The organism is Umezawaea sp. Da 62-37 (genome assembly GCF_032460545.1).
Taxonomy (GTDB): Bacteria; Actinomycetota; Actinomycetes; order Mycobacteriales; family Pseudonocardiaceae; genus Umezawaea.
The window spans coordinates 8,765,027-8,780,111 of sequence record NZ_CP135965.1; the positions used below are offsets into that span (position 1 = coordinate 8,765,027).

At 68.2% G+C, this 15,085-nt stretch carries 12 protein-coding genes and 1 rRNA gene; 9 read left to right on the forward strand and 4 right to left on the reverse strand.

The window, feature by feature from the left end:
• Positions 1-59 precede the first annotated feature (59 nt).
• A complete protein-coding gene (gene mptB / locus RM788_RS39915) occupies positions 60-1,655 on the reverse strand; it encodes a polyprenol phosphomannose-dependent alpha 1,6 mannosyltransferase MptB (protein WP_315925001.1) in 1,596 nt (531 codons plus the stop codon).
• Positions 1,656-1,750: 95 nt separating this feature from the next.
• Here mptB and RM788_RS39920 point away from each other — a divergent pair, with 95 nt between their 5' ends.
• From RM788_RS39920 to RM788_RS39955, 8 genes are read left to right on the forward strand one after another with little or no spacing between them, the layout of a single operon-like run.
• On the forward strand, positions 1,751-2,479 hold the full coding sequence (locus RM788_RS39920; RefSeq protein ID WP_315925003.1) for a helix-turn-helix transcriptional regulator: 729 nt from the start codon (positions 1,751-1,753) through the stop codon (positions 2,477-2,479).
• The gene (sufB, locus tag RM788_RS39925) at positions 2,476-3,933 is read left to right on the forward strand and encodes a Fe-S cluster assembly protein SufB (protein ID WP_315925005.1); all 1,458 of its coding nucleotides are present in this window, start codon (positions 2,476-2,478) and stop codon (positions 3,931-3,933) included. The genes RM788_RS39920 and sufB overlap by 4 nt, the downstream gene beginning before the upstream one ends.
• 1 nt (position 3,934) lies before the next feature.
• Positions 3,935-5,113: a Fe-S cluster assembly protein SufD gene (gene sufD / locus RM788_RS39930; protein WP_315925007.1), complete on the forward strand. Its 1,179-nt coding sequence runs from the start codon at positions 3,935-3,937 to the stop codon at positions 5,111-5,113.
• A 34-nt stretch (positions 5,114-5,147) separates the two neighbouring features.
• Complete coding sequence (locus RM788_RS39935; protein ID WP_315925009.1) at positions 5,148-5,456, forward strand: non-heme iron oxygenase ferredoxin subunit; 309 nt, start codon at positions 5,148-5,150, stop codon at positions 5,454-5,456.
• A 26-nt stretch (positions 5,457-5,482) separates the two neighbouring features.
• Positions 5,483-6,253: a Fe-S cluster assembly ATPase SufC gene (sufC, locus tag RM788_RS39940; protein ID WP_315925012.1), complete on the forward strand. Its 771-nt coding sequence runs from the start codon at positions 5,483-5,485 to the stop codon at positions 6,251-6,253.
• 51 nt (positions 6,254-6,304) lie between these two features.
• Positions 6,305-7,582, forward strand: a complete 1,278-nt coding sequence (locus tag RM788_RS39945; RefSeq protein WP_315925014.1) for a cysteine desulfurase — start codon at positions 6,305-6,307, stop codon at positions 7,580-7,582.
• Positions 7,583-7,586: 4 nt separating this feature from the next.
• Complete coding sequence (gene sufU, locus RM788_RS39950) at positions 7,587-8,030, forward strand: Fe-S cluster assembly sulfur transfer protein SufU (protein WP_315925016.1); 444 nt, start codon at positions 7,587-7,589, stop codon at positions 8,028-8,030.
• Entirely contained in the window at positions 8,027-8,422 is a 396-nt protein-coding gene (locus RM788_RS39955) for a metal-sulfur cluster assembly factor (RefSeq protein ID WP_315925018.1), read from the forward strand. Before sufU ends, RM788_RS39955 begins: the two co-directional genes overlap by 4 nt.
• A 363-nt stretch (positions 8,423-8,785) precedes the next feature.
• Here RM788_RS39955 and RM788_RS39960 read toward each other — a convergent pair whose 3' ends face one another.
• The 3 genes from RM788_RS39960 to RM788_RS39970 form a co-directional block, all read right to left on the reverse strand.
• Positions 8,786-9,919 (reverse strand): carboxylate-amine ligase, encoded by a 1,134-nt coding sequence (locus RM788_RS39960; RefSeq protein ID WP_315925020.1) that lies wholly within the window; start codon positions 9,917-9,919, stop codon positions 8,786-8,788.
• A 143-nt stretch (positions 9,920-10,062) separates the two neighbouring features.
• Positions 10,063-11,778, reverse strand: a complete 1,716-nt coding sequence (locus tag RM788_RS39965) for an EAL domain-containing protein (protein ID WP_315925021.1) — start codon at positions 11,776-11,778, stop codon at positions 10,063-10,065.
• Positions 11,779-11,851: 73 nt separating this feature from the next.
• Positions 11,852-12,964, reverse strand: coding sequence for a lycopene cyclase family protein (locus RM788_RS39970; RefSeq protein WP_315925023.1), 1,113 nt, complete (start codon positions 12,962-12,964; stop codon positions 11,852-11,854).
• Between the two features lie 589 nt (positions 12,965-13,553).
• Between RM788_RS39970 and RM788_RS39975 the strand changes: the two genes are divergently transcribed.
• Positions 13,554-15,069 (forward strand): 16S ribosomal RNA (locus RM788_RS39975).
• The last annotated feature ends 16 nt before the right edge of the window (positions 15,070-15,085 follow it).

A 15,085-nucleotide genomic window follows, 5' to 3' on the forward strand; every position in this document is an offset into this window, starting at 1 on the left:
CGCCGGCACACGCTAGTCGTCGGCGCGGGGCGCGGGGGCGCATCCGGCGACCTGGTGGGTCAGTCGTCGCTGGGGAGGGGGTCGCGGCGCATCAGCGGGTAGAGCTGCTTGCGGGCGACGAGCACGCAGAGCACGAACGTGATGGCGGCCCCGGTGACCGCCTGCGGCACGACGTAGGCGCGGCCGTCGAACGCGGAACCGGTGGGCGGCAGGATGATCGCGATGAACGCGCTGGTGGTCATCGCGAAGCCGCGGAAGCGCTTGGCGACCACCGCGGTGGCCAGCGGGAGCGCGGCCCACAGCACGTACCAGGGCTGGAGCACCGGTCCGAGCACCAGCACGGCCCCCAGGCCAGCGCCGAGCCCGTTGACCGCCTTGATCCGGCCGCGGAAGCTCTTCCACAGCAACGTGCCCACGATCAGCACGGACACGACCTGCCCGAGGATCCGCGCCAGCGCGATGGTGGACTCGGTGTGGTTGCCGAGGGACAGGGTGATGCCGAGCCCGCCGGACAGGTAGCCCAGCGCGGTGGGCGGCGACATCCAGCTCTTCACCGTGCTGGCGACGTTGAGCGTGGAGATCCAGCCGAACCCGTACCCGGTGCCCACGCAGGTCAGCACGGTCACCAGCCCCGCGACGACGGTCATGAACGCCGCGGCGCGCAACAGGTCGGGGAACCGGCCGCCCAGGCGCCTGGCGACCATCACCCCGAGGAAGCCGAGCGCGAGCATCGCGGGGATCTTCACCATCGCGCCCATCACGATCATGGTCGCGCCCAGCGCCACCCACAGCACCTCCTCGCGCGTGATCGGTGGAGGCGCCACCCCCTTGAGGACCACCGGCAGCTTCCGCAGCGCCAGCTCCAGCCCGACCAGCATCAGCCCGATGGCGAGCCCGTCGTTGTGCACGCCGATGACGATGTGGAACAGCACGAGCGGGTTGAGCGCCCCCAGCCACAGCGCGCCGACCGGCGGCACGCCGAACCGGCGGGCGAGCCGGGGGAGCGCCCACACGATCATCCCGAGGCCGACGAGCGCCAGCAGCCGGTGCAGGAACACGCCCGGCAGCACGTGGTCGCCGGTCAGCATCGCGATCACCCGGCCCAGCGCGAGGAACAAAGGGCCGTACGGGGCGGGTGTTTCGCGCCAGATGTTCGGCACGTTCATGGTGAGCGGATGATCTACGCCGAGGGCCGTCGCGGGGCCGAACTCGTAGGGGTCCTGCCCCCTCGCGGCGATCTCGCTCTGCGCCAGGTAGCTGTAGACGTCCCGGCTGAACATCGGCAGCACGAACACCAGCGGCATGGTCCACATGAGCAGCGTGCGGTCGAGCTGGCTGCGGGTGGCGAGCCGGGCTCGGCCGGGCCGGACGAACCGGCCGAGCCAGAGCCACGCCGACACCACCATGAACACGCCTGTCCAGGCGATTCCCATCGCGACGCTGGGCATCCGCACGAACAGGCCGAGGACCGGGGTGCCCGGCAGCGGGCTGAAGACGGGGGCCGCTCCGGAGCCCAGCGACCCCACCGCGAGCAGCAGGGCGCCGACCGTTCCCCACCGTCGGATGACGTCGAGCTGGCGGCGTTCGGGCGCGTCCAGCGAGCCGGATCCGCTCGCCGTCACGCCGTCGCTGGTGCTCACTCCGCCTGCCGTCACGACGCGAGGGTAGCGAGCGTGATCGGCGGGTGAGCCGGGTCACCCGGTGGTGGTGGCGCTTTGCGGCCGTCGGCTAAATAAGCAACACTGGTGTTGTGAAATACGCCGAGTCCGATTCGCAGGCCTTCGCGGGCTCTGTCGAAGCACCCGTCGGGCCCCCCGGGCACGACGGGCGGACGAGGCGGGCAGTCGCCAGACTGCTGCTGGAGCGGGGCCCGGTCACCGCGGCGGCTGTCGCCGAGGTGCTGGGGCTCAGTCCCACGGCGGTGCGCCGGCACATCGACGCACTCCTCGCCGATGGCGAGGCGACCACCAGGGAGGCTCCCCGGAGCGGCCAGCGAGGCCGCGGACGTCCGGCGAAGCTCTTCCTGCTGACCGAGACGGGGCGGTCCCGGTTCGGGCACGCCTACGACGACCTCGCCGTCGCCGCATTGCGGTTCCTCGCCGAACAGGGCGGGGAAGAGGCGGTACGGGCCTTCGCGCAACGCCGGATGGCCGCCATGGTCGACCGGCACCGCGCCGCGATCACGGCCCTGCCCGACCCGGTCGACAGGGCCGCGGCCCTGGCGAGCGCGTTGAGCAGGGAGGGTTACGCTGCCTCGACGCGCGATGTGGGCGCGGGAGCGCAGCTGTGCCAGCACCACTGCCCGGTCGCCCACGTGGCGGCGGAGTTCCCGCAGCTGTGCGAGACCGAGACGGAGACGTTCGCCGAAATCCTCGGTTCCCACGTCCAGCGGCTGGCGACGATCGCACGCGGCGACGCCGTGTGCACCACGCACATCCCGAACGCCGTTAAGACCCCAGATGGAGGGGAGCCCGCATGACTGCCGCTGCCGAGCAGCGCACGCCCACCACGGTGCAGTCTGAGCCGCTCAGCCAGGAGGAAACCCTGGCGAGTATCGGCAACTACGAGTTCGGTTGGTCCGACTCAGACGCTGCTGGTACGAGCGCACGCCGAGGCCTGAACGAAGAAGTCGTCAGGGACATCTCGGCGAAGAAGAGCGAGCCCGAGTGGATGCTGGAGCACCGCCTGAAGGGGCTGCGCCTGTTCGAGAAGAAGCCGATGCCGACGTGGGGTTCCGACCTCTCGGGCATCAACTTCGACTCGATCAAGTACTTCGTGCGCTCGACCGAGAAGCAGGCCACCTCCTGGGAGGACCTGCCCGAGGACATCAAGAACACCTACGACCGGCTGGGCATCCCCGAGGCGGAGAAGCAGCGCCTCGTGTCCGGTGTGGCCGCGCAGTACGAGTCCGAGGTCGTGTACCACGCGATCCGCGAGGACCTGGAAGCGCAGGGTGTCATCTTCAAGGACACCGACACCGCGCTGAAGGAGAACCCGGAGCTCTTCCAGGAGTACTTCGGCTCGGTCATCCCCTCGGGTGACAACAAGTTCTCCGCGCTGAACTCCGCGGTGTGGTCCGGCGGCTCGTTCATCTACGTCCCCAAGGGCGTCAAGGTGGACATCCCGCTCCAGGCCTACTTCCGGATCAACACGGAGAACATGGGCCAGTTCGAGCGGACGCTGATCATCGTCGACGAGGGTGCCTACGTGCACTACGTCGAGGGCTGCACGGCGCCGATCTACTCCTCGGACTCGCTGCACTCGGCCGTGGTCGAGATCATCGTGAAGAAGGGCGGCCGCTGCCGCTACACGACGATCCAGAACTGGTCGAACAACGTCTACAACCTGGTCACCAAGCGCGCCAAGGCCGAAGAGGGCGCGACCATGGAGTGGATCGACGGCAACATCGGTTCCAAGGTGACCATGAAGTACCCGGCGGTCTTCCTCATGGGCGAGCACGCCCACGGCGAAGTCCTCTCGATCGCGTTCGCGGGCGAGGGCCAGCACCAGGACGCCGGCGCCAAGATGGTCCACATGGCACCGCACACCTCCTCGACCATCGTGTCGAAGTCGGTGGCGCGCGGCGGTGGCCGCACCTCCTACCGCGGCCTGGTGCAGATCAACAAGCGGGCGCACCACTCGAAGTCCACGGTGAAGTGCGACGCGCTGCTGGTCGACAACATCAGCCGCTCGGACACCTACCCCTACGTCGACGTCCGCGAGGACGACGTGCAGATGGGCCACGAGGCCACGGTCTCGAAGGTGTCCGCGGAGCAGCTGTTCTACCTGATGTCGCGCGGCCTCACCGAGGACGAGGCCATGGCCATGATCGTGCGCGGGTTCGTCGAGCCCATCGCGCGCGAGCTGCCCATGGAGTACGCGCTCGAGCTGAACCGCCTGATCGAACTGCAGATGGAAGGGGCCGTCGGCTGACATGGCCGTTTCAACTGAGCCCCAGCACGGCCTGACGGACCACACGCACGGCGTCGGGGGCACCCCGGTGTCGTCGCGTGCGGACCACTTCGCCTCGTTCGACGTCGACGCCTTCGAGGTGCCCGGCGGCCGTGAGGAGATCTGGCGCTTCACGCCGATGAAGCGGCTGAAGAACCTCCACAACGGCGCGGCCGCCACGGGTTCCGCGGCGGTCGAGGTCAAGGCCGCCGAGGGCATCACCGTCGAGACCGTCCGGCGCGGCGACGCGCGGCTCGGTGTCGCGGGCACCCCCAGCGACCGGATCGCCGCGCAGGCGTGGTCCTCGTTCACCGACGGCACGCTGCTGACGGTGGGCAAGAACCAGGAGGTCGCCGAGCCGACCCTGGTCACCGTGACCGGGGCCGGTGAGGGCGAGGTCGCCTACGGGCACCTGCAGATCCGCTCGGAGCTGTTCTCCAAGGCCGTCGTGGTCGTCGACCACCGCGGTTCCGGCGCGTACGCGGACAACGTCGAGTTCGTGGTCGGCGACGGCGCGCACCTCACCGTCATCTCGGTCCAGGACTGGGCCGACGACGCGGTGCACGTCTCCTCCCACCACGCCTCGCTCGGCCGCGACGCGACCTTCCGGCACACGGTCATCACGCTCGGCGGCGACGTCGTCCGGCTCACGCCGACGGTGACGTACAACGGCAAGGGCGGCGACGCGGAGCTGAACGGGCTCTACTTCGCCGACCACGGCCAGCACCTCGAGCACCGCACGTTCATCGACCACAAGGTGTCGAACTGCCGCAGCAACGTCGTCTACAAGGGCGCGTTGCAGGGCGAGGGCGCGCACACCGTGTGGATCGGCGACGTGCTGATCCGGGCGGCGGCCGAGGGCACCGAGACCTACGAGCTGAACCGGAACCTGGTCCTCACCGACGGCGCCCGCGCCGACTCGGTGCCGAACCTGGAGATCGAGACCGGCGAGATCGTCAGCGCGGGCCACGCCAGCGCCACCGGCCGGTTCGACGACGAGCAGCTGTTCTACCTGCAGGCCAGGGGAATCCCGGAGGACCAGGCGCGTCGCCTGGTCGTGCGCGGCTTCTTCCACGAGATCCTGCTGAAGATCACGGTCGCCGAGGTGCGCGAGCGCCTCGAGGCCGCGATCGAGGCTGAGTTGGAAGCAGTAGGCGCGTGACGTGCCGACGCGTTCGTCCCGGTGGAGGCGCACGGTGATCCGCGTGTGCGCCTTCGCCGACCTGGACGAGCGCAAGCCGTTCGCGGCCGACGTCGACGGTTCGCCCGTCGTCGTCGTCCGCGACGGCGACCGGGTGCACGCGCTGGAGGACCAGTGCTCGCACGCGGCGGTGTCGCTGAGCGAGGGCGAGGTGACGAAGCAGGGGATCGAGTGCTGGCTGCACGGTTCCCGCTTCGACCTCACCACCGGTGAGCCGTCCTCGCCGCCCGCCTCCGAGCCCGTCGCCGTCTACGCCGTCGAAGTACGCGACGGCGACGTGTACGTCGCCGTCCCCCAGGACTGACCGCAGTTACAGGAGAACACAGAGCCATGGCCACGCTTGAGATCAAGGACCTGCACGTCACGGTCCTCACCGACGAAGCCCCCAAGGAGATCCTCAAGGGCGTCGACCTGACCATCAAGGCGGGCGAGACGCACGCCATCATGGGGCCCAACGGCTCCGGCAAGTCCACGCTGTCCTACGCCGTCGCGGGCCACCCGAAGTACACGGTGACCTCCGGTTCGGTGACGCTGGACGGCGAGAACGTGCTCGACATGAGCGTCGACGAGCGCGCCCGCGCGGGCCTCTTCCTCGCGATGCAGTACCCGGTCGAGGTCCCCGGCGTCTCGATGTCGAACTTCCTCCGCACCGCCGCGACCGCCGTGCGCGGCCAGGCCCCGAACCTGCGCCACTGGGTCAAGGAGGTCAAGGGCGCGATGTCCGAGCTGGACATCGACCCGGCCTTCGCCGAGCGCAGCGTCAACGAGGGCTTCTCCGGCGGCGAGAAGAAGCGCCACGAGATCCTCCAGCTGGGTCTGCTCCAGCCGAAGATCGCGATCCTCGACGAGACCGACTCCGGTCTGGACGTCGACGCGCTGCGCGTCGTGTCCGAGGGCGTCAACCGCTACAAGGCCTCCGGTGAGGTCGGCGTCATGCTGATCACGCACTACACCCGGATCCTCAAGTACATCTCGCCCGACTTCGTGCACGTGTTCGCGAACGGCCGGATCGTCGAGTCCGGCGGCCCCGAGCTGGCCGACGCCCTCGAGAACGAGGGTTACGTGAAGTACACCGGCAGCGCGGAAGCAGCGAAGGTCTGAGTTTGTTGTACCCGTTGTCAGTGCTGCAATCCTGAGAGGAGGCGTCGGAGGGTGACCACCACCGCTACTCCACTGGACGTCGCGACCCTGCGTGCGGACTTCCCGATCTTGTCGCGGACCGTGCGCGAGGGCAAAAAGCTGGTGTACCTCGATTCCGGCGCCACCTCGCAGCGACCCACGCAGGTGCTCGACGCGGAACGGCTGTTCCTGAACACCGCGAACGCGGCCGTGCACCGCGGCGCGCACCAGCTCGCCGAAGAGGCGACGGACGCGTACGAGGGCGCACGGGCGCGGATCGCGGACTTCGTCGGCGCCTCGCCCGAGGAACTGGTGTTCACCAAGAACGCCACCGAGGGCATCAACCTCGTCGCCTACGCCATGGGCAACGCGTCGATCTCGGGTCCCGAGGCGGCGCGGTTCCTGCTGGGCCCCGGCGACGAGATCGTCATCACCGAGATGGAGCACCACGCGAACCTGGTGCCGTGGCAGCAGCTCTGCCTGCGCACCGGTGCGACGCTCCGCTGGTTCGGCGTGACCGACGAGGGCAGGCTCGACCTGTCCGACGTGGACGAGCTGGTGACCGCGAAGACCAAGGTCGTCGCGTTCACCCACCAGTCCAACGTGCTCGGCACCGTCAACCCCGTCGCGGAACTCGTGGCGGCCGCCCGCAAGGTCGGCGCGCTGACCGTGCTGGACGCCTGCCAGTCGGTGCCCCACAGCCCGGTCGACTTCCACGCGCTCGGCGTGGACTTCGCCGTGTTCAGCGGCCATAAGATGCTGGCCCCGTCGGGGATCGGCGTGCTCTACGGGCGGCGCGAGCTGCTCGAGGCGCTGCCGCCGTTCCTCACCGGTGGATCCATGATCGAGATGGTCCACATGGCGAAGTCGACGTTCGCGCCGCCGCCGCAGCGGTTCGAGGCGGGCGTGCCGATGACCTCCCAGGCCGTCGGGCTCGGTGCCGCCGTCGACTACCTGCGCGAGGTCGGCATGGACCGCGTCGCGCAGCACGAGCACGTCCTCACCGAAGCCGCTCTCCGCGGCCTTCGGGAGATCCCCGGCGTCACGATCGTCGGCCCCGAGTCCACAGTGGACCGCGGCGGCGCCGTGTCGTTCGTGATCGACGGCGTGCACCCGCACGACGCGGGCCAGGTCCTGGACAGCCTCGGCATCGCGGTCCGCGTCGGCCACCACTGCGCGTGGCCGCTGCACCGCAGGCTCGGGATCCCCGCGACCGTGCGCGCGACCTTCTACCTCTACAACGACCTCGACGAGGTCGCCGCCCTGCTGGACGGCGTCCGCGAAGCACAGCGCTTCTTCGGGGTGGGGTGACGACATGCAGCTGCAGCAGATGTACCAGGAGATCATCCTGGACCACTACAAGAACCCGCACGGTCGCGGTCTGCGCGACCCGTACGACGCCGAGTCGTTCCAGGTCAACCCGACCTGCGGTGACGAGGTCACGCTGCGGGTCAAGCTCGATGGCGAGACCGTCACCGACGTGTCCTACGACGGCCAGGGCTGCTCCATCAGCCAGGCCTCCACGTCGGTGCTCACGGACCTGGTGATCGGCAAGTCGCTCGGCGAGGCCTTCAAGAAGTTCGACGCCTTCGTGGAACTCATGCAGAGCCGCGGCCAGCTGGAACCCGACGAGGACGTCCTCGAGGACGGAATCGCCTTCGCGGGCGTTTCGAAGTACCCGGCACGCGTCAAGTGCGCGCTGCTCGGGTGGATGGCTTTCAAGGACGCGGTCGCCCGCAGCGAAGGAGCAAAGGCATGAGCGAGCAGGACACCGAGGTCGTGCGCGGCGTCGAAGGGCTGCCCGTGCCGCCGGCACCCAAGGCCGACCTCGCGGCGTACGACGACCTCGAAGAGGCCATGCGCGACGTCGTCGACCCGGAGCTGGGCATCAACGTGGTCGACCTCGGCCTCGTGTACGACCTCCGCGTCGAAGAGGGCAACATCGCCATCATCGACATGACGCTGACGTCGGCGGCCTGTCCGTTGACGGACGTGATCGAGGACCAGACGCGGCAGGCGTTGACCGGTGGTCCCGGTGGTGGGCTGGTGGACGACTTCCGCATCAACTGGGTGTGGATGCCGCCGTGGGGGCCGGAGAAGATCACCGACGATGGTCGGGAGCAGTTGAGGGCTTTGGGGTTCACGGTTTAGGGGTGGTTTCGCTTTGGGCCCGCTCGGCTTTGGCCGGGTGGGTCTTTTGCGTTCGTGGGGGTTTGTTGCTGGGTGTTGGTTGGCGTGGGTTGTCGCCGGGTTTGGTGGGCTTGTCCCTCGAAACCGGTCAGCGGGTGGCCGACGTTCTCCGGGTTCGGCCGACTTGACTTGGGGCCCCTCTTTTCGGCCCTCGGCGGTCTTGAAGGGCAGGTGGTGAAGCCCAGCCCGACGCCGCAAGGGTAGGGCCCAAAACCCCAATGAAGTCGGCCGAACGGATGCGGGCGCGCTCGGTTTGGTGGTGCTTGCGGGCACGCTCGCTTGGCTAGTGCTCGGTGCTCGGTTTTGGTGCTCGGGTGTGTGGCTTTATGCCGGTGCGGTCTGTTCCACCAGCAGGTCCACTACGTCCGAGAGTTTTCCGTGGCGCCGAAATGCTCGCCGTTGTCGTTCTGCTCCTGAGCCGTCCAGCAGCATTCGGTCGACGCCTGCTGTTACCAGGTCGAAGTCGCCGGAAGCTTCCAAAGCCGGTCGGGCCCAGGTCACCAGTGCCTGTACCTGTGTTGAAGCTCGTACCAGTTCGCCGGTGGCGAGGTTGACGTTCGTGCCCTCGACGCCGTCCCTTGCTGCTCGCCACAACGCCGCGCGCAGCAGGTGGGGTGCCACGTTCAGGGCGGGGACGCGGGAACTCAGTGCCATGGAGGCGATCGCGCGGGTGAGGGCGGCGATCAGCACGGCCTCGTCGACGGTGGCGGCGACGTCGCAGACCCGCAGCTCCACTGTCGGGTGGTTGGCGGAAAGCCTTACGTCCCAGTAGATCGTGGCCGCGTCCATGGCGGCGCCGCTGTCCTGCATGAGCCGTGTGTTCGCGTGGTACTCCTCGGCGGAGGCGAACCACGGCGGTGCGCCCGCGGAGGGCCAGGGGGACCAGGTCAGGTAGCGCCAGCTGGCGTAGCCGGTGTCGCGGCCCGAGGCGAACGGTGAGTTGGCGCTCAACGCCAGCAGGACCGGCAGCCAGGGGCGGAGGTGGTTGCTGATGTGGACGCCCGCGTCGTCGTCGGGGATTCCGACGTGCACGTGGCAGCCGCAGATGGTCAGGTCGTGGATCAGTCGGCCGTACTCGACTTCCATCTTGCGGTAGCGCGGGTCGTCCGTGAGCGGGGCGGGGTTGACCTCGCCGAGTACCGCCGTGCCGGTGGCGACCAGGCGGGTGCCGTGGGCGGAGGCCATGGAGCCGAGGGCGGCGCGGGCGGCGACGAGTTCGGTGCGCACCTCGGTCATCGATCGGCAGACCGGGGTGGCGATCTCGACCTGGAAGTCCGTCAGCTCGGCCTGGAGGTCGTAGCGGGAATCCCGCGGCGTGGCGAGCACTTCCGGCGCGAGCGGGGCGACCTCGCGGGTGGTGGCGTCGACCAGCAGGAACTCCTCCTCGACGCCCACGGAAAGGGCCTGGTCGAAGAGTGTCCGTGGTCGGGGCAACTGGCTGGTGTCGGCCTTGCTCACGGGGATACGTCCAATGCTGTGGGTAGTCCTCACAATGCTATGAGTGACGAACCCACAGGCACATGCGGCGTATTGGCGAACTCTACGCGCGGATGGCGTCAGTTTCGGACATCCGGGACATCGGTCACGTGAACATCGGGGGTTCACGCCGCCGGGCGGGGGAATCCGGTGTCCCCGGCGGGTCTGCCGCGGAGCAGGTCGACTCGTTCGTCGCCCGGCCTGCCGAGCACCCAACTGGTGCCCTGCAACGACTTCGCGCGCGCCTTCAGCGGTGCCAGCAGCCGGGACACCTCGCGGTAGGACGGCACCGACCCGGCGGTGCACACCAGTGTCGCCAGCGACAGCGCGACCGGCAGCCCCTCGGCCTCGAACGCGGTGTCGAGCACCCGTGAAGCCATCGGCACGATCTCGTCGAGCCCCGCCACGACCAGGAAGTCGTCCCCGCCGACGTGGCCCACCTGCGCGGACGGCCACGGGACCGCGGTCTCGGACAGCGCGCGGCCGATCGCGCGGATCAGCTCGTCGCCCGCGGCGAAGCCGACGCCGTCGTTGACGCGCTTGAACCCGTCCACGTCCAGCCAGCCGACGGCGAAGAACTCGCCCGCCATGATCCGCCGGTCGACCTCGCGCGCGACGGCGTCGCTGCCGGGCAGCCTGGTCAGCGGGTTCAGCGCCGCGGCCCGCTCGACCTTCAGCTCGGCGATGCCGCGCACGACGTCCGCGACCCGCACGACGCCGAGGCACTTGTCGTCGGCGTCGACCACGACCAGGTCGTCGTTGGCGCGCACGCGGTCGGCTCCCGCGACGATGTCCAGCAGCTCGACGGCACTGGTGTCGGTGGCGATCAGGTGCGGCCGGTCGGCGAGCCGGGCGGCTTCGCGGCGGGCGTGCAGCGCGTGGCCGTAGGGACCGGTCACGGCAAGGAGGAAGCGGTTGCGGTCGACGGACCAGAGCGGACGGCCCTCGGGATCGACGAGGACCACGCCGCTGAGGCTCGGGTGGTCCGCCAGCAGTTCGCGCACCTGCTCGGACGTGGCGTCCTCCGGCAGCGTCGTGGCCGGGTGCAGGAAGTCGGTCACCCGAGGTCCGGCGGCGCGCCGGATCGGGCCGGTGTGGGCCACGGCCTCCGGGTCGTTGGCCTCGCTGAGCACGGCCTCGATGGTGGCGTCGACCTTCGGTCTTCGCGACGCCGTCGCCAGCAGGTTGCCCTGCGCCAGCCACACCCCGAGCCTGCGCAACGACGCCAGCTCGGCCTCGGTCTCCACGCCCTCGGCGACCACCTGCGACCCGGTGTGCTCGGCGATGTGCAGCAACCCCTGGACCACGGCGCACTGGCCGGGGTCGTCCGGCAGCGCCGCCACGACCTCGCGGTCCAGCTTCAGCAGGTGCGGGCGCGCGGCCGCGAGCAGGCCCAACGGCACGTCGCCCTCGCCGACCCCGTCCAGCGCGATCCGGAACCCGCTCCCGCGCAGCAGCTCCAGCCCGCGCAGCAGCGAGCTCCGCCGCGCGCGGGAGTAGGGGACGCCGATCTCGACCACCACGCTCGACGGCGAACGGCCCGCGTCGCGCAGCGCGCCGAACAGGGGAGCGAGGAACTCCGGTCGGTCCGCGACCGTCATCGCCATCAGGTTCAGGTGCAGCGGCAGCGTGAGGTCGTGGTCGGCGGCGAAGCCCACCGCACGGCAGGCGAGGGCCACGTCGGTGTTCGTCAGGTACCCCGCGCCGTGGGCCACGCGCAGCAGGTCCCGCACGCCGCCGTCATGGGGCCGGGCCAGCGCTTCGACCGCGACGACACCTCCGGTGTGGAGGTTGAACAGCGGCTGGAAGGCGAATCGGACGTCATCCAGCAACGCGGGCACCAGTCGATCGTGCCCGGTCGGTCATCGTTCGCCGAGGTGGTTCACCAGGTGTTCACGACCTCTTCGGCCGGTGTCAGCGGTCCTGCGGTGCCAGCACCATCGTCCGGCGCAACCGCCACGGGGCGCCGCGGAACAGCTCGGCCATCGCCTTGGTCGCCCCGGCGACGTCCTCCCGGTCGGACAGGTACGCGTGCCGCAGCTCCTCGGGCAGCCCGAAGAACAGGTCGAAGAACTCCGGCACCTGCTCGGACGGCATCGACAGCAGCACGCGCAGCCCGTGGCGGCGCATGGTGTGCACGACCTTCGCGGCGGGGGACCAGACGACCTGCCGCGCCGCGGCCCGCGCCGCACGGGGACCGCGGGGCAGCGCGTCGGCGATGGCGGCGGCGACCAGGGGCGCCAGCGTCAACGTCGTCGCGACGCTGTACCCGGTGGCCGGGTGCACCAGCGCGGCCGCCGCGCCGAACGCGAGCTGCGCCGAGCGGTTCAGGTCGACGGGGAAGCGGACCTGCTCCTCCACGTCCGACGGGTCGACACCGTGCAGGGCCAGCCGTGAAGCCAACCGCTTGCGCAGCTCGGCCACCGGGAGGCCGGGGCGGCGGGCCAGCGACGTCTCCTCCAGCAGCACGCGGTCCGCGTCCAGGGGAACGGCGTAGAGGAAGGTGGGCCAGTCGACACCGGCGTCCGGCGGCTGCCGCCAGTCCATGATCAGCGCCTCGCCCTCGGCGACGACCGCCTTCGCGTCGGCCGTGCTGACGACCACACCCGCGGCGGTCTGCTCGACCCGGCCGCGACTGGGAGGGGCACCGGTGGCGTCGACCACGAGCGTGGCGGTCAGCGTGCGGCCGTCGGCCAGGAGCACCGTCGTGCTCTTGGGTCCGAGCACGGTGCGCACGGCCTTGCCGGTCTCCACCCGGACATCGGGGTGGAACACCTGGAGCCGGGCGTTGTCCACGACGGCGTACGCGCGATCCAGCACGTGGTGTTCGACGCCGATGGCGCGGGTCACCGGTGCGACCGCTGCCACGGGCGTTCCGGACGGCAATTCATCGGCCCACGCCCCGTAGGTGGCCGTCCACGGCCGATCCGGTCGGGGATCGACCAGCGTTGTCTCCAGTCCCGAAGTCGCGCAGGCACCCGCCAACGCCCTACCCGCGGGCCCACCACCCAGCACGATCACGTCCACGGTCCGACGTTATCCTTCCCCGTGTGCGCTCCGCCGCGCCCGATCGGGGGTGATTCCGCACGTCAACGCGCCGGCTAACACTGAAGGGACCCCCGATTTGGAACCCGAACCACACCCGTGTAAGTTTCTCCTTGCCACCGCGGAACGGGCCGGAAACGGAACGGAGCGGGGCAAAACCCCAGAACTACATGAACACCAGCATCCCTTGCTGGGCCGGTGAAGTCGGTGGTTATCTCCACTGCAAGCCGATTTGACAAGGGAAATGCGGTTCGGATAGCCTCTGGAACATAGCAAACTGAATGCGAAGCGAGTTTCTGCTGAGCAAAACGGCCCGAACCGGCCGATTTGACAAAGCGAAAACGGAGTTGCTAAGCTTCAGACACAAACGAAATACCGAACAAAACAAGCGCCCTCGCTTGAATCACTCGACATGAGCGGTTCGAAACGGTGTGCGCGTGTTCTTTGAGAACTCAACAGCGTGCCGAATAGCCAGTAACTTATATGAACCCAGTCAATGGGTTTCCTTTGAGATCAAACTGGACAACTGACAGCAATTGTCAGTGATTGTTCGGAGCGATCAAACAATTCATTATTGGAGAGTTTGATCCTGGCTCAGGACGAACGCTGGCGGCGTGCTTAACACATGCAAGTCGAGCGGTAAGGCCCTTCGGGGTACACGAGCGGCGAACGGGTGAGTAACACGTGGGTAACCTGCCCTGTACTCTGGGATAAGCCTGGGAAACTAGGTCTAATACCGGATATGACACTTCATCGCATGGTGTGGTGTGGAAAGTTCCGGCGGTACAGGATGGACCCGCGGCCTATCAGCTTGTTGGTGGGGTAATGGCCTACCAAGGCGACGACGGGTAGCCGGCCTGAGAGGGCGACCGGCCACACTGGGACTGAGACACGGCCCAGACTCCTACGGGAGGCAGCAGTGGGGAATATTGCACAATGGGCGAAAGCCTGATGCAGCGACGCCGCGTGAGGGATGACTGCCTTCGGGTTGTAAACCTCTTTCAGTAGGGACGAAGCGCAAGTGACGGTACCTACAGAAGAAGCACCGGCTAACTACGTGCCAGCAGCCGCGGTAATACGTAGGGTGCGAGCGTTGTCCGGAATTATTGGGCGTAAAGAGCTCGTAGGCGGTTTGTTGCGTCGGCTGTGAAAACCTACAGCTTAACTGTGGGCCTGCAGTCGATACGGGCAGACTTGAGTTCGGCAGGGGAGACTGGAATTCCTGGTGTAGCGGTGAAATGCGCAGATATCAGGAGGAACACCGGTGGCGAAGGCGGGTCTCTGGGCCGATACTGACGCTGAGGAGCGAAAGCGTGGGGAGCGAACAGGATTAGATACCCTGGTAGTCCACGCCGTAAACGGTGGGTGCTAGGTGTGGGGGACTTCCACGTCCTCCGTGCCGCAGCTAACGCATTAAGCACCCCGCCTGGGGAGTACGGCCGCAAGGCTAAAACTCAAAGGAATTGACGGGGGCCCGCACAAGCGGCGGAGCATGTGGATTAATTCGATGCAACGCGAAGAACCTTACCTGGGCTTGACATACACCGGAAACATCCAGAGATGGGTGCCCCGCAAGGTCGGTGTACAGGTGGTGCATGGCTGTCGTCAGCTCGTGTCGTGAGATGTTGGGTTAAGTCCCGCAACGAGCGCAACCCTCGTTCCATGTTGCCAGCGCGTTATGGCGGGGACTCATGGGAGACTGCCGGGGTCAACTCGGAGGAAGGTGGGGATGACGTCAAGTCATCATGCCCCTTATGTCCAGGGCTTCACACATGCTACAATGGCCGGTACAAAGGGCTGCTAAGCCGCGAGGTGGAGCGAATCCCATAAAGCCGGTCTCAGTTCGGATCGGGGTCTGCAACTCGACCCCGTGAAGTCGGAGTCGCTAGTAATCGCAGATCAGCAACGCTGCGGTGAATACGTTCCCGGGCCTTGTACACACCGCCCGTCACGTCACGAAAGTCGGTAACACCCGAAGCCCGTGGCCCAACCCGCAAGGGGGGGAGCGGTCGAAGGTGGGACTGGCGATTGGGACGAAGTCGTAACAAGGTAGCCGTACCGGAAGGTGCGGCTGGATCACCTCCTTTCTAAGGAGCTTCTCGC